Here is a 22,357-nt window from a genome sequence, read left to right on the forward strand (position 1 = left end):
TATAAGAGCTTGCCTTAACTGAAGATTAAGTTGTGCCGCAAAGATGACTGCCCGCTTGGGTAGTTGGTCTTGCGGCACTTTTTTTGGTGCGGGGGCATCCGAGGATGATGGCATGTTACGACTTAAATTGTTTACACGGAACACACAAGTCGGGTATACTGCTCGTAGTGTTAATTTTCATAAAAAGGGGATGACTTTATGACCGACGTTTTTAAGATTGTTAACTGGTTTAGAGTGACCAGTAATGCTGACATGCGGACGATTAAGGCTGATGAATTGACGCAAATGAAGGTTATGAAGTTATTATATTATGTTCAGGGGACGTACTTGGCGGTCCACGGCGAAAAGGCATTTTCCAATGATATTATTGCTTGGAAGTTTGGCCCGGTTGTTCGTGAGGTTCATGAAAAGTACAGTGGTCAACGTGGAATTGTTGGCAATCTTAGTGAAGATCCGCAAGCTATTGCGGACTATACCAGCATTCCGTCAGATTCTGATTTGGGCATCATATTGAAGGCCGTCTGGCAAGCATTCGGGGATATGTCTGCCACTGAATTGATGCAACAAACACACACGGAACGTCCGTGGCAGGAGACTGTCCCCAATGGTGTGCTTACATCCGAATTGATGACGGCTTTTTTCAAAGCTGAAGTCGTTTTGCAATGAGCAAAAACGTTCGGTTGAATCCTAAATATCTTGAAACAGGGCATATAAAGATTGACCTCAGAAAACAGTTGCACTTTGACCCTGACCGTTTGGCTTTTAACTTGTCTTTTGTGACGAGAGATAGGCGGTTTAATTTTGAAGATAAGGGGTTTAGCAAGATTGTCAAAGCAAAATTATTCGACAAAATGGTTCGGCTCTCGTCTGATAATTTTAATGTAATCCTGGGTTGGTCCAAAAGTGTTGGGTTAGAGAATTTACCAGAAACGGCAGTAAGATTGGCAATCAATCCAGAGTTTGTCCAATCCCATCGGCATGAGGACTGTTTACCCGACTATTGGATTTTTCGATTGGCTAATACTGGTCGAGTTATTGGTAAGATTCAGGAAAAGACGTTTTACGTTCTGGCCGTCGATACTAAATTTAAATTATATAAACATTAATGATTAAACTACTGCGCCGTTGGCGGGGTAGTTTTTTGTAAGTATTTCTATTATTTTTATTCTTCAACCGCCAGTAAACCGGCAATAAGCCCCCGTGTTTGCGGTCTACCGGTCAAGCGAGTATAATTTGGGCTATGTATGGGAGGGATACCATGTTAACCGGAAAAGTAAAAAGTTATAGTGAACAACGCGGTTTTGGTTTTATTACCACGCCAGACGGTGAAGATGTCTTTGTCTATTACACGGGCATTATCGGCGAGGGTGAAGGCTTTCGGAAACTCGAAGCCGGCCAAACCGTGCAATTCGTGATTGTCCAAGGCATCCGTGGGCCACAAGCAGCCAAAGTGACGCCAGTCAAAATGGGCAGTGCGGAGGAGGCTTAACATGGATTTAGAAGAACACGTTGAATCCACCGAGGACCTGTATGACGGTGTGATTGTGAAATTAGAACGGCAACGTGTCCGCCTACCTAACGGGGATGCTGCGACCAGAGAAATCGTGCGTCACGCGGGTGCGGTCGGCATTTTAGCGTTGACCGATGATAATAAAATGATTTTGGAACGCCAGTGGCGAGCACCAATCGCCGCTACGACCCTGGAGATTCCAGCGGGTAAGTTGGACAGTCGTGATGCCGACAACGTTGAACACGCTGTTATCCGGGAACTGAACGAAGAAATTCGGTATCAACCGGGCCAGTTAAAACGGATTACCGGATTCTACTCCAGTGTTGGCTTTTCTGATGAATACATGACGCTATTCATGGCAACGGACCTCAAGCCCGTGACCACCGAACTTCCTCGGGACCAAGGGGAAAATTTGGAATTGATGACCGTCACAAAGTCTGAAGCACAGGCCATGATTGAGAGTGGCGAGATCAACGACGCCAAGACGATTACGGCCATCTATTACTGGCTATTGCAGAAGTAGGTGACAGCAATGCACAATGATTGGCAAGAAAACGACGATCAACCCAGGACCAGAGCCGACTACCGGCGCGAGCAGGAACAGGCCGAAAAGGACTTTCAGGAACGCGACCGCAAACGGGTTCAGGTCGAAAAGGACTATGCCAGAAGACATGGCAATCCTAAGGGAAACGAGCCAACCAACGAACCACCCATTGACCAGCGTGTCAGTCCCGTCGAAATGAAACAAAAACGGCTGGGCCACCGCCTAAACTGGGCGATTTTTTGGTTAGCTGCAATGATCATTATTGTTTATCTGATTCTATTCTTCATGCATTAACCGTAGAATAGTGGCGTAATGCCTGTCGGACTAGCGGCATACGCGCTGTAAACTGACTGAATAACTGGTGGTGGGCAGTGTCACATCACCCTGTCGGTCATCACATTTATGTCGTGGTGACCGCTAAAAACGACGATAAATTTTAAGGAGCGAATACCACACATGACATTTGGAATTCTCTGCGCCATGGAAGAAGAAATCAAGGAACTACACGACGCCTTACAAGACGCCAAGACCACGGATATTCACGGTCTTGAATTTTACGAAGGCACCATCAGCGGCCAACAGGTCGTCTTGGTCCGTTCTGGAATTGGTAAAGTTGAAGCCGGCTTGACGACGGCCTTACTGATTACCCAATTCAACGTGGATATCGTCATCAATTCCGGTTCTGCCGGTGCTTTGGCACCTGACCTGAATATTGGTGACGTGGTTGTTTCCACTGAAACGGCGTATCACGATGCCGATGCCCGGGCCTTTGGCTATGAATACGGTCAATTGCCACAACAACCAGCCCGGTTCGAGGCTTCCAAGGAATGGGGCGAAAAGATTGTGGCCGCCGCAGCCGACACCGGTTTGAAGACCAAGTTAGGCCTAATCGTTTCCGGTGACCAGTTCTTAAACAGTCCCGAAACCATCAAGGATATTATGGGACACTTCCCAGATGCCTTGTCTGGTGAAATGGAAGGGGCCGCAGTGGGCCAAGTTGCTCACCAATTTGACGTGCCTTACGTGGTCGTTCGGGCCATGTCCGATAACGCCGATAATGACTCTGGCGTTAATTTTGATGACTTTATTATTGATGCGGGACACCGTTCTGCTCAGATGCTATTAGCCCTGTTAGCCGCACAAGACTAACTCGGCCGTTCAGGAGGTTTTAAGGGTGCAAGAGATTCATATTGAGAACAGCAACGCCGTCAAGGAAATTTATCTGGACAACGCTGCCACGACGCCGATGGCCCCAGAGGTCTTGGCTGAGATGATGGATAAGATGACGAACGTGTACGGGAATGCTTCCACGCTTTACGGCTTGGGTCGTCAAGCCCACACGGTCATGGAAAACAGTCGCCAAGTCATCGCCAACAGTATTAACGCCGCCAGTGACGAAGAAATTATCTTTACCAGTGGTGGTAGTGAAGGTGACAACACCGCCATTACGCAGACTGCCCTTGCACGCCAATCGCTGGGTAAGCATATCATCACCACGGAGATCGAACACGAAGCGGTCCTGAAGCCCCTTCATGCGTTGGAAAAACAGGGCTTTGACGTGACCTATCTGCCCGTTGATGAGCACGGAAATATCAGCCTCGATGACTTCAAGGCGGCCTTGCGTGACGACACGATTCTCGTAACCATTATGATGGGTAACAACGAGGTTGGTAGCCGGATGCCGATTCACGAAATTGGTGAGATCTTAAAGGACCACCAGGCGTGGTTTCACACCGATGCCGTGCAGACCTATGGCTTGCTCGATATCGACGTTCAGCGTGACCACATCGACATGTTGTCGACATCGGCGCACAAGATCAACGGTCCCAAGATGATTGGGTTCCTTTACAAGCGTGAGGGGGTCAATTTCCCTAGCTTGATCAAGGGGGGCGACCAGGAAGAAAAGCGACGCGCCGGAACGGAAAATGTGCCTGCCATCGCTGGTTTTGCCAAGGCCGCTGAACTGTTGACGCCGGAAGCTAAGGCTGAAAAGCGGGCTCGTTTCCACGGCTTCAAGGAACAGGTCGTTAAAGGCTTGACCGATAACGGCGTGGACTTTGAAATCAACGGGTCGCTGGGTGACGTGGGTGAAAACCTCGATCACGTGCTGAACATTTGGATCAAGGGAATTTCGACTTACGTGATGCAGACCAATCTGGACTTGGCAGGAATTGCCGTGTCCGGTGGGTCGGCATGTACGGCGGGTTCCATCGAACCGTCGCACGTCTTAACGGCGATGTTTGGTGAAAAGAGTCCCCGGATCGCAGAGTCGATTCGCTTGTCCTTTGGGCAACAGACGACGAGCGATGAGATCGCAGCGTTTGTAGAGAACGTGAGCGCCATCGTGAAGCGGTTAGCCAAAAATCATAGTGAGGTGAAGTAACGTGTTATTTGAAAAGCAAATGCAAGTTGACGGTGACCCCGATACTTACGAGCTGAATCCAAACGTGAAGCCCTATGCTTTGAAGGATGTCGGGTTCCAACTGTCCAACGCCGGTAACTACACGCTGGAACGGTCGGTCGATCCAACGTCACCCTACAATCGTAACCAGATGCTACGGGTGATTGTGGCTAAGGATCTCAGTGGCTTCAAGATGTCGACGACCAACGCTTCTGGTAACCGGCGTGTCAACATCTTCAAGGGTGCTCACGCCGAAGGTAACGTGGAACAATATCACTTTATCCTACAGAATCTGATTGACCGCGAAATCATTCAGAAGAAGTAGTTGTTTCGTAAATGAAGCTCTAAAATAGATGAGACAAAGGTGGGAGGCCGAACCAGACCTGCCACCTTTTTGTGAGTAGGCGTGGTGTTGACCACAGTGGGCAGGCTGCCACCACCTTTTCTGAAAGGGAACACCAGGCTTGCAAAACTTACGAAAAATAGGTAAACTAAGCAATACTGGATTTATGCGACCTTCAAATCGTAGATTCTCCAGAATCTGAATGAAATGATGGTGATACCATGCAGGACAACAGCCACACGCGAGTTGTCGTTGGTATGAGTGGTGGTGTCGATTCTTCCGTCGTCGCTTTGCGGCTTAAGCAGCAGGGTTACGACGTGATCGGCGTCTTCATGAAGAATTGGGACGATACAGACGAAAACGGTGTTTGTACCGCCACAGAAGACTACAAGGATGTAGCCAAGGTTGCCTCAGAAATTGGCATTCCTTACTACTCCGTCAACTTTGAAAAGGAATACTGGGACCGCGTGTTCACGTACTTCTTGGATGAGTACAAGAAGGGCCGGACGCCTAACCCTGACGTGATCTGTAACAAAGAGATCAAGTTTAAGGCGTTCCTCGACTACGCGTTGGAGCTCGGTGCCGACTACATTGCGACCGGACACTACGCCCAGTTAACCCGCGACGAGAACGGCGACGCGCACTTGATGCGTGCCGTGGATCAGAACAAGGACCAGACTTACTTCTTGAGTCAGCTTTCCAAGGAGCAGTTGGACCGCGTGATGTTCCCAATCGGTGACTTGGTGAAGCCACAGGTTCGTGAAATCGCTAAGAATGCTGGCCTGGCAACCGCTGATAAGAAGGACTCCATGGGAATCTGCTTTATCGGTGAAAAGGGTCACTTCAAGGACTTCCTGAACACCTACTTGCCAGCTAAGCCCGGCAAGATGATGACCGTTGATGGTGAGATCAAGGGCGATCACGCCGGCTTGATGTACTACACCATTGGTCAGCGTCGTGGCTTGGGTATCGGTGGTGACGGTGAAGACAACGAGCCATGGTTCGTTATCGGTAAGGACCTGACGAAGAACATTCTTTACGTCGGCAAGGGGTACCACAACGAACACCTCTACGCGACACATCTGTCAGCTTCTGACATTCACTGGGTCAACACGATTGACCGCGGCAGTGATTTCCACTGCACGGCCAAGTTCCGGTACCGGCAAAAGGATACTGGCGTGACCGTTCACTTGAGTGAGGACGGCCAGCAGGTCACCGTTGAATTCGACGATCCCGCACGGGCCATCACACCTGGACAGGCCGTCGTCTTCTACAACGGCGACGAGTGCCTGGGGAGTGCCATTATCGACGCTGCCTACAACAAGGATCGTGAGCTACAGTTGATCTAGTTCTGACCATTTAAACGAAACAGTCAATGGAAACCCGCTAGCGAGAGCAATCTCGTTGGCGGGTTTTTGAAATTTCCGCAGTTGTTTCTTTGAAAATCACCTGAAAACTGGCATAATAAGGTGATGTGACTGCACGGGGTTCTGAAGGGCATGTTAGCGTGGTATTATTGAGGTTATTGAGATAGAACGTGACAGTTGTTTTGTAGAACGTAGCTAGTGCAGATGGATAGAATACGACAGGTATAGAAAGAATTGGTACGGGTTAAGCCAGTGTAAGCCGTGAGGGTGGCCCAAATCAACTCAGCCGTGGGAATTCTCTTAGCGACGTTTTTGGTCGCTTAGAGAATTGGTGTCTTTGAAACTCGATTTTAGAGGTTCAAAGACAAGTCAGAAGACCGCTCTTTGGCTTCTGGCGTCCGCCCCAGCGTTCCAGTTGATTTGGGCCACCCGGCAAGGCGCCAAGGGCTTAACCCATAAAGAGATGAGAGGAAGGGACGACACTTTGAAATTATACTTTGTCCGTCATGGTAAGACGCAGTGGAATTTAGAGGGCCGGTTTCAGGGCGCTGGGGGCGACTCTGAGCTACTGACCGAGAGTTACCAGCAAATGGTCCAGGTAGGTCACTTCTTGCGTCAGACGCGCTTTCAGCACGCCTATTCAAGCCCCATTCGTCGTGCTCGGGTGACCGCCCAACACGTTGTGAAGGAGCTTCACCAGCACGTGCCCCTAACGCTGATGAGTCGCCTCGAGGAATTTCACCTGGGGCAGCTCGAAGGCATGGCGTTTGAGGATGTTAAAGCACAGTTTCCGGCTGAGCTGGATGCCTTCCGTAACCATCCCGACCAGTATGATACCAGTCGGATTGGTGGGGAGACTTTCCAAGAGGTTATTGACCGCATGACACCTGGTATCCAGGCAATCGTTGGGGCCAATCCACAGCCGAAGGCCAACGTCCTGATTGTGAGTCACGGGGCCGCTCTCAACGCGGAGATCAATGCGCTGTTGGGCACTCCGCTTCCGGACCTGCGGAAACGAGGCGGTATTCGGAATACCAGTGTCACGGTGCTCGAGACCACGGATGGTGGCCACAGCTTTGACTTGCTGGACTGGAATGATACGAGCTTCTTGACGGCGGCAGCATCGCCGACCGACACGATTTAGATATTAGGTGATTAATAAAATGACGGAAAAACAAACGGGTCAGGGGCGTGACCAAGATAAAGCGCGCTCAGAACGCATGGTTCATGAATTGGTTCAACGTATCGATAGTCATCCGGGGGATGCGGATGCGTACTACGAGTTGGCAACGGTTCTAGTCGATCTCAATTCTTTTGCGCAGGCAGAAGAACTTTTGATGAAGGCCTTGGGCTTGTTCGCGGCACAACCAGTTGCCGTGGAGAAACTGCATTATGGTTTGGGGAACGTCTACTACGCTGCTCAGGATTACACGAAAGCCATTGCCGAATTTGACCAGCTGGGTGCGCAGCTAAAGGGTGCCGGTTACCTGATGATGGCGCAGAGCTACATGGCAAGTGGTGACCACAAGCGGGCACTGGTCTTTGGTTTGACCGCGTTAGGCAGTCAACCTAAGGACGTTGCAACTTTGCAGGTGGTCGCTGAGAACCTGCTGGCACTGGGAAATATGGCCCAAGCAGCTCAGTACTACGATCAAGTTTTGGCACTGGACGATCACAATGGTCGGGCTAACTTTGATCGTGGCTTAGTGGCTATGGTTCAGGGCGAAGATTATGGTCCGTATTTTAAGGCGGCTAAGTCGTTAGACCCACAGTACTTTGAAAAGGGTCAAAAGAAGCTGGCCGATATCGAACGGTTTATTCAGACGCAAAAGAAACAAAAGAACGAGACCAAAGAGTAGTCAGGAGGAGACGAGCAGATGGCATCCGAATCACTAGACTTATTCGCGGGCGACAGTGGCGATCAGGCCGATTACGTGGTCGGCACCGTCAGTGCGGTCTTCTTTGCCAGTCAAGATAGTTTCTACAAGGTCATGCTGATCAAGGTGTCCGAGACCAGTCTGGACTGGCACGAAGACGAAATCGTTGTGACGGGAAACTTCGCGGACGTGAAGGACGATGTGACCTACCGCTTTAGTGGTAAGAAGGTCGAGCATCCCAAGTACGGCGTGCAGTTTCAGGCCGACAACTATCAGAATGAAACGCCGACATCCCGTAGTGGCGTCATTGCCTATCTCAGCGGGGATGATTTTCCGGGGCTGGGGAAGAAGACGGCGGAGAAAATCGTCAACGGGCTAGGCACCAACGCCATTGAGAAGATTCTCGATGACAGCAGTGTTTTGACACCGCTGGGCCTGTCGCCCAAGGTGGTAGCAACGTTAGTCAGTCAGTTGCAGACTAATAACGGGATGGAACAGATCATCATTGGTCTGAACGGTTACGGTTTTGGGAGCACGCTGGCAGCCGCTATTTACAATCGGTATGAGGCGAAGACACTGGATGTGATTCATGACAATCCCTACCAGTTAGCCGAAGATATCACCGGGGTCAGCTTCAAACGAGCCGATCAGATTGCGACGCAGTTAGGCTACGCAGCCGATCGACCAGAGCGGTTGCGTGCGGGTCTCTTACAGACACTGACGGATCTATCCGTTGCCAATGGGGATACTTATACTACGGCTAAGCCACTGTTGGCGAATACGCTGAGCCTCCTAGAGAACTCACGGAATGTGCGATTGAATCCACAAGATATTGCGAACCAACTTCTCGAGCTGGCGAAGCAGGAGAAAGTCGTCGGTGACGAGCAGCGGATTTATCTGAAATCACTCTACGATGCCGAGTGGCAAATTGCCGAACATTTCCAACGGCTGTTACAGGGTGGCGAGGACGATGACCGATTCAACGATGAGGCCATTGCAAAGCAGGTCCGCATCGTCGAAAAGCAGGCCGACATCGTGTATGACGATTCGCAGACGGCCGCGTTGACCGCTGCCGTGAAGGCGAAGGTCATGCTGCTAACCGGGGGACCCGGGACCGGAAAGACCACGATTATTCGTGGCCTAGTTAACCTGTACGCCCGGTTGCACGAGGTGTCACTCGACATCAATGATTACAAGGAGCAACCTTTCCCAATCTTATTGGCCGCACCGACCGGCCGAGCTGCCAAACGAATGAGTGAGTCGACCGGTTTGCCTGCCAGCACCATTCACCGGTTGTTGGGACTGACGGGGCGAGAAGATGATCTCGATGCCGCGGCCACTAAGGACCTAGAAGGTGGCTTGCTGATCATCGATGAAACGTCGATGGTCGACGTCTATCTAATGAAGACGTTGTTGCGGGCGGTCCCCGTGGGCATGCAAGTCATTCTCGTGGGCGATAAGGACCAACTCCCATCCGTTGGACCCGGCCAAGTCTTTCACGACCTATTGGCCAGTGACCAACTGCAGAAGATTCAGTTAGACACAATTTACCGGCAGGGGGATGGTTCCTCGATTATTCCACTGGCCCATGCGATTAAGAACGGGGAGCTACCGGCCGACTTTACCAAGAATCAACCAGACCGGTCGTTCATTCCGTGCCATGCTAACCAGGTTGAAAGCGTGATTGACCAAATCGTGGCTAAGGCGCATGCCAAGGGGTTTACGGCGAGTGATATTCAGGTGCTGGCGCCAATGTACCGTGGTTCTGCTGGAATTGATCGCTTGAATGTGGTCTTGCAGGATATTTTGAATCCGCGGAAATCCGAGCGGACTAAGGAAGTTGAATTCCGTAACCAAAAATTCCGGATTGGTGATAAGGTCTTACACCTGGTAAATAGTCCCGAGAATAACGTCTTTAATGGTGATATCGGAACGATTACGGGGATCGACTTGAGTGCTAAGAACAAAGAAATCAAGGCTGATCAATTGACGATTGCGTTTGAGCAGACCGAGGTCACATATTCACGCAATGACTGGAACCGGCTGACGCTGGCCTACTGCATGTCGATCCACAAGTCGCAGGGGTCCGAATTCAAGATGGTGATTTTGCCGATGGTTGGTCAGTATAACCGAATGCTCCAACGAAACCTGCTGTACACGGCGGTGACCAGAGCGGCGGATATGCTGATTCTGTTGGGAGAACCTAATGCGTTTGCCACCTGTGTCAACAATCTGTCGGTTAATCGCCACACGACGTTGACCACGCGGATTCAACACGTGTTGGATCCTGAGGGAGCAGTTGCGTCAGTGCCGGCAAGTGAATCGACCGAAGATTCTGGCGAGAACGCACCAACGGCAGAAATGTCAACCGGAAATGAGAAAACGGTGGCGCCGAGTGAGAAAGCGCCGGAAACGCCTTCATCAGAGGCGTCACCAGCGGCTGAACCGACCGATTACCGCTTAACACCGGAGTTAGTGCTTGGTCGTCAGATTGATCCCATGATCGGGATGCAGGGAATCACACCAGCACAATTTATGGCAAAAGCCTAAAAGTGCGGCGCGAATCGTTGCGTTTCCGGGAAAAGATTGCGATAATATAAACAGTAAATTAGACGTTGTGCGTCTTAGTTTAGTGGGGATTATCCCGCAAGCAGCACGACGTAAACTTAAAATATAAACGAATTTGGGGAAACCCACTGGGAGGCTGTTATGGCAGAACATGTCGAAGCTGGCAGAATGAAAGTTTTTGCACTGAATTCAAACCGGCCACTCGCGGAAAAAATTGCGAAGGCTGCTGGCGTTGAGCTAGGTAAGTCAACGATCAAGCACTTTAGTGATGGTGAAATTCAGATTAGTATCGATGAAAGTATTCGTGGGGACGAACTGTTTATCATTCAGTCAGTCTCAGATCCAGTCAACACGAACTTGATGGAACTGTTGATTATGGTGGATGCCGCACGGCGGGCCAGCGCTGAGAAAATCAACGTGGTCATTCCATACTACGGGTATTCACGGGCCGATCGTAAGGCGCGTTCACGGGAACCCATCACCGCTAAATTAATCGCGTCACTCCTTCAAATGGATGGTGTCAGTCGGGTGATTGCCCTGGACTTGCACGCGGCGCAGTTACAAGGATTCTTCGATATTCCGGTGGATCATTTGCAAAGCGACCGGCTGTTGGCCAGCTACTTTGAGGACAACCCTGAAATGGCGGATGATAACTTCGTTGTGGTCGCTCCCGACCACGCTGGTGTGAGTCGGGCACGGCGGTTAGCCGAATTGCTGGGCGCCCCCATCGCCATCATTGACAACCGGGATGATACGGAGAACTCCGCGCATCCCGATGCCGTTATCGGGGATGTGAAGGGCAAACGGGCCATCCTAGTTGACGATATCATTGATACCGCCTTACGGATTACCGTTTCCGCTCGCGCCTTGAAGGCTGCTGGTGCCGCAGACGTTTACGCCTGTGCGACGCATGCGGTTCTGTCTGGTCAAGCAACGGAACGGATCGATGACTCACCACTGGAAAAAGTAGTCTTTACCGATTCGATTCAGTTGCCAGAAGAAAAGAATAGTGATAAATTTGTCGTATTGTCCGTTGGCGAGTTATTTGGTAAAGCCATGGACCTCATTTACCACCAAGAACCCGTGGATTCCTTATTCCACAAGGCTTTGAAGCAGCATAAGCAATAACAACGATGAGGGCCGTCACGCTGGTGATGGTTCTTATTTTATGCCCCACCGAATCCGCAAAGGGGTTGAATGGGGTGGCGTCACAAATATCTAGATTAAGGAGCGAGTAGTTTGAGAGGAAAACATTTTGGTATCTTACTGGGAATCACAGCTTTAGTCGTGGGCGGTCTCGCTGCTTGCGGGAAGACCACGACTTCGAACAAGACGGGTCTGGCAGCCGACCAAGAGGTCAAACTGTCTACCAAGTCGGAAGTCACGACCTTGGATGTCTCCAAGGCAGCGGACTCTACGAGCTTGACCCAGTTGTATCATACGCAAGAGGGATTGTATCGTTTAGGTAAAAATGAAAAATTGATTAACGCGATGGCAACGAAGACCACGGTCAGCAACAACGGGAAAACCTACGTCTTCAACTTGCGTCACGATAATAAGTGGAATGACGGCAAGACGGTCACGGCCAAGGATTACGTTTACTCTTGGCAACGGACGGTTAACCCGAAGACGGCGGCCGAATATGCTTATCTGATGGCTGGTATTCAGAATTACAGTCAGGTTCAAAGCGGAAAATTAGCGCCGAGCCAATTGGGTGTCAAGGCGTTGGGTAAATACAAGTTACAAGTGACGTTAAGTAAGCCAGTGGCCTACTTCAAACTGTTGTTGGCTTTTCCAACCTTCTTCCCACAGGAACAAAGTATTGTGGACAAGTATGGCAAGGACTACGGTCATTCCAGCGACCAGACGGCGTACGATGGGCCGTTTGTCATGACCAAATGGCAGGGGACTAACCAGAACTGGCAATTGGTCAAGAACACCAAGTTCTGGGATAAAAAGAAGATCACCTTGAAGAAGATGAACTTCCAAGTCGTGGCTGATCCATCGACTGGCCTCAACTTGTATCAACAAAAGAAATTGGATGCGACGACCTTGGATGGAACGCAGGTAGCTAACCTGAAGAACAACAAGGATATGAAGACGTTTGTCGGGGGTTCGACCTACTACATGCAGATGAACCAAAAGCGGATCAAGGCTTTGCGGAATCTGAAAGTTCGTCAAGCCTTGTCCATGGCCATCAACAAGCAACAACTCGCTAAGAGCGTGCTCCGAGATGGGTCCAAGGCACCACTAGGATTCGTGTCACAGAACTTGACGCAGAACCCGAAGACTAAGGCGGATTTTGCCAAGGATGCTTATGTCAAGAGCGGCGTGACCTATGACTTGAAACAGGCTAAGCAGTTGATGAAGGCTGGCTTGAAGGCGAGTGGCACGAAGGAATTGCACCTGACCCTGATGGCCGATGATACTAGTGTGACTAAGACGGTTGCTCAGTACATTCAAGCTGACTTGGAGAAGTTGCCTAACGTGAAAGTTACGTTGAGCACGCTGCCTTACAAGACGCGGTTGAGCCGTTCCAATAGTGGAAACTTCGACTTGGTCCTGTCCAATTGGGGAGCTGACTTCGCCGACCCAATTAACTTCTTGTCGTTGATGAGCACGGGGAACACCAACAATAATGGTGGTTTCTCTGATGCCCAGTATGACAGCTACGTAAAGAAATCCGAGAATCAGGATGCCAACAAGCCATCGGCTCGGTACAACGACCTGGTCAACGCTGAAAAGCGTCTGATGACCCAACAAGGTGTGATTCCACTGTATCAACCCGCAACGGTTGAAATGTGGAACGCTAAGGTCAGTGGCTACGTTTGGAACCCAGCCGGCATGAGTCGTGGGTACCAATGGATGGCAGTTCAGAAATAGATTAATCAGAGTGGGACAAAAGGTGGTTATCAGTTTTAAGCGGAATCGGCTGCCTTTTGGCGCACGTTTTGACCACATAAGCGTGGCTAGTAACAGAGTCTGGGATTTTATCCCGGGCTTTTTTTTACAATTTAAAATCACGTAAAATGGTTTCACGTTGGGCCAGACTCCTTTCAACCTGTGCGAAGTTGCGTCACTTGAAGTGCCACAACCGCGTTTTCAGAAAGGTTCCCCTGTCGTTGAGTCGGATTCGGACAGCGGGAGTAGTCGTTAACGGCTTTGACGGTCTCACGTGGTATAGTGAGGCCGGAAGGAAGCGATTATGATGTGTACAACACCCGTTACGATTACATTGGATGAGCAATTGCGGCAAGCCGTGACTGCTCAGTTACAGGCTGTTGGATTGACTTTGAATGCGTATTTTGTGCTAGCAGCAAAGCAACTTGTCATTCAGGACCGGATACCATTTGCCGTTTTGACACCTGGAGAGAATGAACCTAATGCAGTGACTAGAAGAGCGATGGTAGTGATAGAAGCCAAAGAGTTGGGTCTGATTCCGGACGATTCGCCGGTATTTACTGATGTCGCAGCAATGATGGTGTATTTGGATCAGAATGGTGAGTTCTAAAATAGTTTCTATACTATTACTAATGTAAATTTACGGAATCTAGTCTCACTTTTTTTAAAATAACGTGAAACTTTGTTTTAAGCACGTAATGGTGTGAGCACACAACTGATTTAACCGACGAAAGCCTGAAATTAACGGCGATCACAAGCCCACCGATTTTCAGAGCAATTGGACTAACAAAGCTCGGCTTGTAAACACTGGAAGGCAACTTGAATATTACTGGCCTGATATTCACAATTGAAATTATGTATGAAACATGTTATACCTAGAGTAGTAACTATGAAAGCGAATACATAATTTTGACAAGTCTAATGAAAGTTGGAGGTCAACACCATGCAATTTGATGACTTACTTACAGAACAGAGAAATCACCGTTCGACACACATCGACCGTGAATCAACGTTGGAAATGGTCGGCACGATCAATCGCGAGGATCACCGGGTTGCCCGCGCCGTGCAAAAGCAGTTGCCAGAGATCGCTGCGGCCATTGACGCTGCGTACCCGAAGTTTGACCAAGGTGGACGACTGATTTACGTGGGCGCTGGGACTTCTGGCCGGTTGGGGGTCATTGATGCGACTGAGCTCCAACCCACTTACGGCTTGACCGAGCAACAAACCTTTGGCCTAATTGCTGGGGGAAATCAAGCATTGACCCATACGTTGCCTTCCGTTGAAGATTCACCAGAGCTGGCGCAGGATGACCTCGCCGCCGTCCAACTGACGGAGAAGGATGTGGTCGTGGCCAGTGCTGCTTCCGGGCAGACGCCATACACCGTAGCCGCCTTGAAATTTGCTCAGGAACACGGTGCTACTGGAATCGGGTTCTCCTGTATTGAGGAGAGTCCGCTGGCCCAACTTGCCGACTATCCCATCACGCCGGTCGTGGGTCCCGAAGTGATTACTGGAGCCACGCTGCTGAAAGCTGGGACCGCCGAGAAGATGGTATTGAACATGCTATCGACCGGGATCATGGTGAAGTCGGGGAAGGTTTATCAGAACCTGATGATCAACGTGGTTCCAACCAACGGCAAGACCTTTGAACGGGCCAAGAAGATTATCGCGGAGGCTACCCAGACGTTGACTTTGGCGGCAGAGCGGGCACTCGATCGCGCCGGTAACAATGTGCCATTGGCCATTGTTTTGATTGAGACGAAGGGAACCATTGCCGAAGCCAAGAAGTTGCTCGACGCTACTGGTGGCCACGTTTCACAGGCAGTCAAGCTCAGCGACGACGTGCATCAGATTTAACGCAAAACTTGACTGGTCCACACCAATTCCTTTATACTCGTAGGTAGGCATAAAGGGAAGGAATGTGGCAAATGTATTTAGCAGATGAACATCGTTATGAAAAAATTCCAGTGCGGCGTGCCGGGAATACTGGTTTTCAATTACCAGCAATTTCTTTCGGAATGTGGCACAAATACGGGGAGCACGCCAATTACGGCGACACCCGCGACATTATCTTAAAGGCGTTTGACGCAGGGATCTTTAGCTTTGACTTGGCCGCCAACTACGGTCCTGGTTCCTACGAAGCAGAACGTCTTTTTGGTGAAGTTTTGGAACGTGAGTTAAAGCCTTACCGGGATGAACTCGTCATCAGTAGTAAGGCTGGCTTCCACATGTGGCCCGGTCCTTACGGTCAAATGAGTTCCCGCAAGGCGCTGATGGCTTCATTGGATCGTTCCCTGAAGTGCATGGGGTTAGACTATGTGGACATTTTCTATAGTCACCGTTACGACGCCGAAACGTCACCAGAAGAAACGGCCGTTGCTTTAGACGACATGGTTCGCCAAGGTAAGACGTTGTACGTTGGGATTTCTAACTACACGGCACCACAAGCTGAAGCGATGATCAAGATTTTTAAGGACCTGCACACACCATTCGTGGTGGACCAAGTTTCTTACAACATGTTGAATCAGAGTGCCAATGATGACGGACTCTTCGATATGCTTCAGAAGAACAATGCCGGGGCCATCGCGTACGGGCCATTGTGCGAAGGCTTGCTGACGGACAAGTACCTGGACGGTATTCCAGAAGACGTTGATATTCACTGGTCTAGTGAATACATTCTGGAACAAGGCCGCGACAAGATGCTGAGTAAGTTGCAAGCACTGAACAAGATTGCGCACAGTCGTGGGCAAAAGCTGTCCCACATGGCGCTCGCCTGGTTGCTGCACAATCCGGTTATCACCAGTGTCATCACTGGCGCTTCCAAACCTGAACATTTATATGAAAACGTAAAAGCAGTTCAAAACTTAGAGTTTGACGATGAAGAGTTACAAGCTATCGACAAGATTCTAAAGGCTTAGGACTGATTGAAGACTGACGACGCAAGGATTAACTTACGGCTCAGTCTTTTCTTTTACACCGGCTAAGCGGTGGAATGACGATCTAGTCGAGTAATACCCTGAGAATTTTGGCCGAGTCAGTTGGTTAACTTACCAGCCAATCTGGTAAGCGGTTAACCGTAAATAGCTATAAATTTGATAATAACGAATGCTATTCTGTGAAATTCGAAAAATTGTTCAGCAAATGGACCGTAGGATAGGGTATAATCGTTATAGAGCGAGTGCGGCGGGGTAACTGCCGATGCTTCGGACAATAGAGAATTAGACAGATTGGTGTGGAGGATGTTATGACACGGAAAGTAACGATTCGAGATCTGGCAGAGGCCGCTGGTGTTTCGGTGACCACGGTTTCGCAGATTTTAAATGGCAAGGGTGAGCGCTTCAGCATCGATACGCGAACGCGCGTACATCAACTCCAAGAAGAGATGGGGTACGTGCCGGATTTTAACGCGCGTAATCTGATTATGCGTTCTGCGCAAACGATTGGTGTCATTGTGCCTAACCTGGGGAACCCTTTCTTCAGTATGTTTATCAAGGGGGTTCAATCGACCAGTCGTGAGCGGCACTTTATCCCCCTGATTTTTGGGGCAAACTATGATGAGGATCTAGAGGGTTACTACCTGCAGGAACTGATTAAGCGGGCCGTTGATGGTCTGATTATCGCCAGTTCCTCGATTACGGTTGACGCCGTTGATAATATTCTGAAGAAAAACGGAATTCCTTACTTGTTGATCGATCAAAATGGGGGGCCAAGTCTTGACCGCGTTCGGATCAACGACCAGCGTGGCGGGCAGATTGCGGCCGAACATTTGCTGGCGCTGGGTCACAAAAAAATTGCCATTGTTATGCCAGCAGATCCCACGGACAACCTGATCATACGGCTGGATGGGTTTAAACACACGCTGGCAACGGCCGGTGTGACGTTGAAGGCCGAGGATACAATTATTTCGCCGATGACCAAGCTCGGTGGTTACCAAGCAACGGCGGCCGTGGTCAAGCAAGCGCCAACAGCAGTATTCGCGGTCAACGATGAAATGGCGTTGGGCCTGATTCGGGGACTCCACGAAAAGGGTATTCGTGTGCCGGAAGACATCTCAGTCCTGGGCTACGATGACATCGACCTCGATGATTACGTGGTTCCTAAGCTGACAACGGTCCATCAACCAGTTGTGACCATGGGTGAACAAGCTACGACGTTATTGATTAACCGGATTCAGAAACGCCAGTTGGACCCACAGACGGTGGAATTGCCCGTTGAATTGAAAGAACGGGAGAGTACGGGACCAGTCAGTAAATAACTCGTCAAATATTAAAAAATAACTGAAAAAAATTTCAAGTTTTACTTGTAAGCCTTTTCGAATCATGATACGCTAGTAGTAATCTGAAACGGGTTACCGGGCGTATCGGTAATACGTAAAACGTTTTACGAACGGATAAATGGTTAAGGAGTGGAAGTTTATTATGGCAAACAAAGTTACTGTTTTGGGAAGTCTCAACGTGGATACAACCTTACGGGTTCCCCGTATGCCGTTACCAGGTGAAACCCTGTCAACTGAAAACAAGAGTAGTGCTGCTGGTGGGAAGGGTGCGAACCAAGCCGTTGCCGCAGCCCGTGCTGGTGCTGAAACGCGGTTCATCGGTAAAGTCGGTAACGACGATGCCGGTCGTTTCATGGTAGAATCCTTGCAAGAAGACAAGATCGATACGAGTGCCATTGTAACCGACAAGACGGTTGGTACCGGTTCTGCTTTCATTCTGTTGGATGAAGAAGGCCAAAACAGTATCTTGGTTTACGGTGGTTCTAACCAACAGATCAAGGATGCTGAAGTCTTGGCTGTCGAAGATGACATCGCTAAGGCCGACTTCCTGATCGCACAATTTGAAACGCCTCAAGCTGCAACCTTGGCTGCCTTTACCGTTGCCAAGCAACATGGTGTAACGACGATCTTAAACCCAGCGCCTGCTGCTGAGATCGATCCAGCTATCTTGAAGGTGACTGATCTGGTCGTTCCTAATGAAACTGAAAGTGCTGTTCTGACCGGTATCGAAGTGACTGACCGTGCGTCAATGGATGCTAATGCTGACAAGTTCCGTGCAATGGGCGCCAAGAACCTGATCATCACCGTTGGGAGTAAGGGTGCTTACTACGCAACTGAAAAGGAATCTGGTTTCGTCCCAGCATTCAAGGTTAAGGCCGTTGATACGACTGCAGCCGGTGACACTTTCATTGGGGCATTGAGCTCACAATTGAAGAGTGACTTGAGCAACATTGAATCCGCTTTGACTTTTGCTCAACGCGCTAGTTCATTGACGGTTCAAGGTTTGGGTGCGATGCCTTCAATCCCAACCTACGATGAAATCATCGCTGCAAGTAAGAAATAGGTTTTCTGAAAGACTTAACTAACTAAGCAATCTTTTTCGAAATTTTCGGAAAAAGATTGCTTTTTTTTGCGTATTTTGGACAACCGGTTGCAACATCAATGAATCGGTATATTTGATAATACAGTTATCCAATTATTATAAACGCCGCTAGAATAACTTTTAAAAGAGTGGTTGCATTATTTCAGTTGAATTGGTATAGTTAGAAAAGTCAAGGAGATGCCGTTGACGATATCGATTAAATCAACGAATGCATGCGCCAATCAAAAATGGTAGCCGTGAATGGTCCGGCTACATAAAAGTGAGGTTATCTATCAATGTTGAATGAAAAAGCAGTAAAAAAAGCAGATTTTGATGAAGTTGATACGCAAGCGGTGACGGCCGTTCGGATGCTCAGTATGGACATGATTTCGCGGGCCCGTTCCGGTCATCCTGGCTTACCTTTGGGGGTTTCGCCAATGGCTTACGTCTTATTCTCCCGGCACCTACGCATTGACCCATCTTTCCCACAATGGTTCAATCGCGATCGGTTCGTCTTATCCGCCGGTCATGGCTCAGCAATGCTTTACAGCCTGCTGCACCTCAGTGGGTTTGCCCTGAGTAAGTCCGACTTGATGAATTTCCGGCAAGTTGGGAGTAAGACGCCAGGACATCCCGAACATGGGGTGACACCTGGTGTTGATGCCACGACTGGCCCTTTGGGACAAGGTGTTGGTATGGCTGTGGGGATGGCCATGGCTGAAATGCACTTGGGTGCTGAATACAACCGCGCTGAATATGACGTGGTTGATCACTATACTTACGCGATTTGCGGGGATGGGGATCTGATGGAAGGGGTCGCTGCAGAGTCAGCTAGCCTCGCCGGTCAGTTAAAATTAAATAAATTAATCGTCTTATATGATTCAAACGATGTATCCTTGGATGGACCACTCTCTAACGCTTGCCACGATGACGTTGCGGGGCGGTTTGAGAGTTACGGCTGGAACTATCTGCGGGTCGCCGATGGTAATGACCTAGACGCGATTGATGCTGCAATCAACACCGCCAAGGACAACCAATCCGGGCCAACGTTGATTGAGGTCAAGACGGTGATTGGTGCCGGTAGTCCCCATCAAGGGACGAACAAGGTTCATGGCGCACCGCTCAATGCGGAAGACCTTGCCGCTACGCGTGAGTTCTATGGCTGGGATAACGATCCCTTCACGGTACCAGCGGCCGTTACGGAACGGTTCCAAAGCACGGTGAAGTCTCGTGGCTGGGCTAGCCATCAAGAATGGTCTAACTTGGTTACACGTTACTCCACAGCCGAACCAGCATTGGCTGCGCAGTTTGCACAAGGTATTAGTCAGAGCTTGCCAGCCGATTACACGGAGAGCCTGCCAACGTATTACAAGAAGGATGCGCTGGCATCACGAGCTAGTGGCCATGAGATTCTTCAACGGTTGAGCGCAGCTTGCCCGAACTTGTGGGGTGGTTCAGCTGACCTGTTCAGCTCGAACAAGACCAACGTTGCCGATGAGGATCGTTTTAGTCGGGACAATCCAACCGGCAAGAATCTCTGGTTTGGGGTTCGTGAATTTGCCGAAGCCGCTGCGATGAACGGTATCGCCTTACACGGAGGGACTCGTGTCTACGGGTCAACATTCTTCGTCTTCTCCGACTACATGAAGCCAGCAATTCGGTTAGCCGCATTGCAAAAGTTACCCGTGATCTACGTCTTTACCCACGACTCCTTAGCCGTTGGAGAAGATGGCCCGACCCATGAGCCAGTAGAACAATTGGCAGCATTACGGTCCATCCCAGGTTTGACGGTTTACCGGCCAGCCGATGGGAACGAAACGGTCGCAGCTTGGGAACAAGCCATTTCTGCAACGGATCACCCAACGGCAATCATTTTGACGCGGCAGGGCCTACCGACCTTACCCAAGCCAGCCGCTAAGGTTCGTGCCGGCGTGAAGCGTGGGGGGTACGTCGTTACGGATGCGCAACACGAGGCTGAAGGGATCTTGATGGCCTCGGGTTCTGAAGTGAAGTTAGCTGTGGATGCACAGCAACGTCTGGCCGAGATTGGTCACGATGTTCGGGTGGTTTCCGTTCCTAGTTTTGAGAAATTTAACGCCCAATCCGCTGATTACCAGGAAAGCGTTCTTCCCAAGCATCTTCGTCGCAGAGTTGCGGTTGAGATGGCGAGTGGTGCCAGCTGGTACCGGTACGTTGGCCTAGATGGGATTGCATTGACACAAGAACACTTTGGCGCTAGTGGGAATGGCGCAGCCGTCGTCGAAATGGCTGGTTTTACCCCAGAAAATGTTGTTCAAGCCTATCTAGATCTGTTATAAAAGAAAAGTTTCTTCTATAGTATTACGTCCTCCAGTCACGCTAGTCTTCCGCAACTAGCGTGACTTTTCTGTGAAGTGGTATTGGCACAGCTTTAGCGACTAGTTATCGAAACAATCACGTAAGTTACAGAACAATCTAGTAAGTTGATCGAATTATTGGTAAGATTGGGGTAAAGAAACTGGAGGCGGTTTTAATGGAGATTCGACGGATTAAGGTTCCCACGGCATTAGTGTGGTCTGCACCGACGGTAGCCACAGAGACTGATCAGACGTATTTGCAAGACGGTGACCTGACGGCGTGGTTGGCAGCTTTGCAGCCAGCTGATCGGCAACGGTTAGCGGACACGAATGGCATCGTCACCGAAGCGCTATTTAACGATCGCGTCGTTTTGGATCGGCAGGAGGGTGACTGGGCGCACGTCTTTGTGACGCGGCAAGCCAATCGTCTGGAACGGCGGGGGTATCCCGGCTGGATTCCGATGACCCAATTGACGACTAGTGATGCTGAGTTGGAGTACCCAACGACGACGGTTCGCCTGGTTCAGCCAACGACGACGTTACTGGACGCGGAGCAACAGCCGGTCTTGACCTTACCGATGGGAACTATTCTAACCACAACGAGTCAGGACGCTGAATGGATTCAAGTGGTCACCCCATTAGGCTCTGGTCAGATTCCAGCAGCAGCTGCGCAACTTGGCGTAACTGGTGTGGATGATGGAGATCGAATTCTTGCGTTGGGCCGCCAGTTTGTCAATACGCCTTACCTGTGGGGTGGGTTGACCCCAGCTGGTTTTGACTGTTCGGGCTTCATTTATGCGCTGCACCGTGCACTGGGCATTCCCGTACCACGTGATGCGCAGGACCAATTTGCCAATGGTTATCCCGTAGCGCCTGAAGAATTAACCGCGGGTGATCTGGTCTTCTTCGCCACGGACCACGGTACGGGAGCTATTCACCATGTGGGTCTATACGCGGGTGCTGGGCAGATTCTACATGCCCCTAAGCCTGGTGGCCAGGTTGAAGAAGTCAGCATGGCCAAATCTGCATTTGCCCCTGAATACGCTGGTGCACGGCGGTTCTGGCAATAAACACAAGTCTGAAGAATTCTCTAAGGTCGCTTCGAATTCGGCTTCCAAATTGGCTCTCGTGCTATACTGAGTTCACCGGGGA

Annotated in this window: 21 protein-coding genes; all 21 read left to right on the forward strand. The window is 50.0% G+C overall.

Annotated elements, in window-relative coordinates:
• The first annotated feature begins 198 nt into the window (after positions 1–198).
• The 21 genes from ACEPSU_RS05730 to ACEPSU_RS05830 all read left to right on the forward strand — a co-directional run bounded on the left by ACEPSU_RS05730 (position 199) and on the right by ACEPSU_RS05830 (position 22,275).
• Entirely contained in the window at positions 199–666 is a 468-nt protein-coding gene (locus tag ACEPSU_RS05730) for a Panacea domain-containing protein (RefSeq protein WP_395323064.1), read from the forward strand.
• Positions 663–1,106, forward strand: coding sequence for a hypothetical protein (locus ACEPSU_RS05735; RefSeq protein WP_020088804.1), 444 nt, complete (start codon positions 663–665; stop codon positions 1,104–1,106). Before ACEPSU_RS05730 ends, ACEPSU_RS05735 begins: the two co-directional genes overlap by 4 nt.
• A 152-nt stretch (positions 1,107–1,258) precedes the next feature.
• The gene (locus ACEPSU_RS05740; RefSeq protein ID WP_020088803.1) at positions 1,259–1,489 is read left to right on the forward strand and encodes a cold-shock protein; all 231 of its coding nucleotides are present in this window, start codon (positions 1,259–1,261) and stop codon (positions 1,487–1,489) included.
• Between the two features lies 1 nt (position 1,490).
• Entirely contained in the window at positions 1,491–2,033 is a 543-nt protein-coding gene (locus ACEPSU_RS05745; RefSeq protein ID WP_020088802.1) for an NUDIX hydrolase, read from the forward strand.
• A gap of 9 nt (positions 2,034–2,042) precedes the next feature.
• Positions 2,043–2,348: a hypothetical protein gene (locus tag ACEPSU_RS05750; RefSeq protein ID WP_020088801.1), complete on the forward strand. Its 306-nt coding sequence runs from the start codon at positions 2,043–2,045 to the stop codon at positions 2,346–2,348.
• A gap of 162 nt (positions 2,349–2,510) precedes the next feature.
• Entirely contained in the window at positions 2,511–3,203 is a 693-nt protein-coding gene (locus ACEPSU_RS05755; RefSeq protein WP_020088800.1) for a 5'-methylthioadenosine/adenosylhomocysteine nucleosidase, read from the forward strand.
• Positions 3,204–3,228: 25 nt separating this feature from the next.
• Positions 3,229–4,437, forward strand: coding sequence for a cysteine desulfurase family protein (locus tag ACEPSU_RS05760; protein ID WP_395323065.1), 1,209 nt, complete (start codon positions 3,229–3,231; stop codon positions 4,435–4,437).
• A gap of 1 nt (position 4,438) precedes the next feature.
• Complete coding sequence (locus tag ACEPSU_RS05765; protein ID WP_020088798.1) at positions 4,439–4,780, forward strand: DUF1831 domain-containing protein; 342 nt, start codon at positions 4,439–4,441, stop codon at positions 4,778–4,780.
• 239 nt (positions 4,781–5,019) lie between these two features.
• Complete coding sequence (gene mnmA / locus ACEPSU_RS05770) at positions 5,020–6,147, forward strand: tRNA 2-thiouridine(34) synthase MnmA (RefSeq protein ID WP_020088797.1); 1,128 nt, start codon at positions 5,020–5,022, stop codon at positions 6,145–6,147.
• Between the two features lie 481 nt (positions 6,148–6,628).
• Positions 6,629–7,309, forward strand: a complete 681-nt coding sequence (locus ACEPSU_RS05775; RefSeq protein WP_027825916.1) for a histidine phosphatase family protein — start codon at positions 6,629–6,631, stop codon at positions 7,307–7,309.
• A gap of 19 nt (positions 7,310–7,328) precedes the next feature.
• Positions 7,329–8,024 carry a tetratricopeptide repeat protein gene (locus ACEPSU_RS05780; protein WP_395323067.1) on the forward strand — a complete coding sequence of 232 codons (696 nt, stop codon included), beginning with the start codon at positions 7,329–7,331 and terminating at the stop codon, positions 8,022–8,024.
• A gap of 18 nt (positions 8,025–8,042) precedes the next feature.
• Positions 8,043–10,592 carry an ATP-dependent RecD-like DNA helicase gene (locus ACEPSU_RS05785; RefSeq protein ID WP_395361631.1) on the forward strand — a complete coding sequence of 850 codons (2,550 nt, stop codon included), beginning with the start codon at positions 8,043–8,045 and terminating at the stop codon, positions 10,590–10,592.
• Between the two features lie 159 nt (positions 10,593–10,751).
• On the forward strand, positions 10,752–11,738 hold the full coding sequence (locus tag ACEPSU_RS05790; RefSeq protein ID WP_020088793.1) for a ribose-phosphate diphosphokinase: 987 nt from the start codon (positions 10,752–10,754) through the stop codon (positions 11,736–11,738).
• Between the two features lie 111 nt (positions 11,739–11,849).
• Positions 11,850–13,493: a peptide ABC transporter substrate-binding protein gene (locus tag ACEPSU_RS05795; protein WP_395323602.1), complete on the forward strand. Its 1,644-nt coding sequence runs from the start codon at positions 11,850–11,852 to the stop codon at positions 13,491–13,493.
• Positions 13,494–13,818: 325 nt separating this feature from the next.
• Positions 13,819–14,121: a damage-inducible protein J gene (locus ACEPSU_RS05800; RefSeq protein ID WP_395361632.1), complete on the forward strand. Its 303-nt coding sequence runs from the start codon at positions 13,819–13,821 to the stop codon at positions 14,119–14,121.
• Positions 14,122–14,454: 333 nt separating this feature from the next.
• A complete protein-coding gene (gene murQ / locus ACEPSU_RS05805; RefSeq protein ID WP_395350727.1) occupies positions 14,455–15,369 on the forward strand; it encodes an N-acetylmuramic acid 6-phosphate etherase in 915 nt (304 codons plus the stop codon).
• 71 nt (positions 15,370–15,440) lie between these two features.
• A complete protein-coding gene (locus ACEPSU_RS05810) occupies positions 15,441–16,430 on the forward strand; it encodes an aldo/keto reductase (RefSeq protein WP_020088789.1) in 990 nt (329 codons plus the stop codon).
• Positions 16,431–16,756: 326 nt separating this feature from the next.
• Positions 16,757–17,767 (forward strand): ribose utilization transcriptional repressor RbsR, encoded by a 1,011-nt coding sequence (gene rbsR, locus ACEPSU_RS05815; protein ID WP_395323070.1) that lies wholly within the window; start codon positions 16,757–16,759, stop codon positions 17,765–17,767.
• Positions 17,768–17,930: 163 nt separating this feature from the next.
• On the forward strand, positions 17,931–18,851 hold the full coding sequence (gene rbsK, locus ACEPSU_RS05820) for a ribokinase (RefSeq protein WP_020088787.1): 921 nt from the start codon (positions 17,931–17,933) through the stop codon (positions 18,849–18,851).
• 314 nt (positions 18,852–19,165) lie between these two features.
• A complete protein-coding gene (gene tkt, locus ACEPSU_RS05825) occupies positions 19,166–21,187 on the forward strand; it encodes a transketolase (RefSeq protein ID WP_395323072.1) in 2,022 nt (673 codons plus the stop codon).
• Between the two features lie 194 nt (positions 21,188–21,381).
• Positions 21,382–22,275: a C40 family peptidase gene (locus ACEPSU_RS05830; RefSeq protein WP_020088785.1), complete on the forward strand. Its 894-nt coding sequence runs from the start codon at positions 21,382–21,384 to the stop codon at positions 22,273–22,275.
• Positions 22,276–22,357: the final 82 nt, after the last annotated feature.

The sequence above is a fragment of the Levilactobacillus parabrevis genome (assembly GCF_044051715.1).
GTDB lineage: Bacteria > Bacillota > Bacilli > Lactobacillales > Lactobacillaceae > Levilactobacillus > Levilactobacillus parabrevis.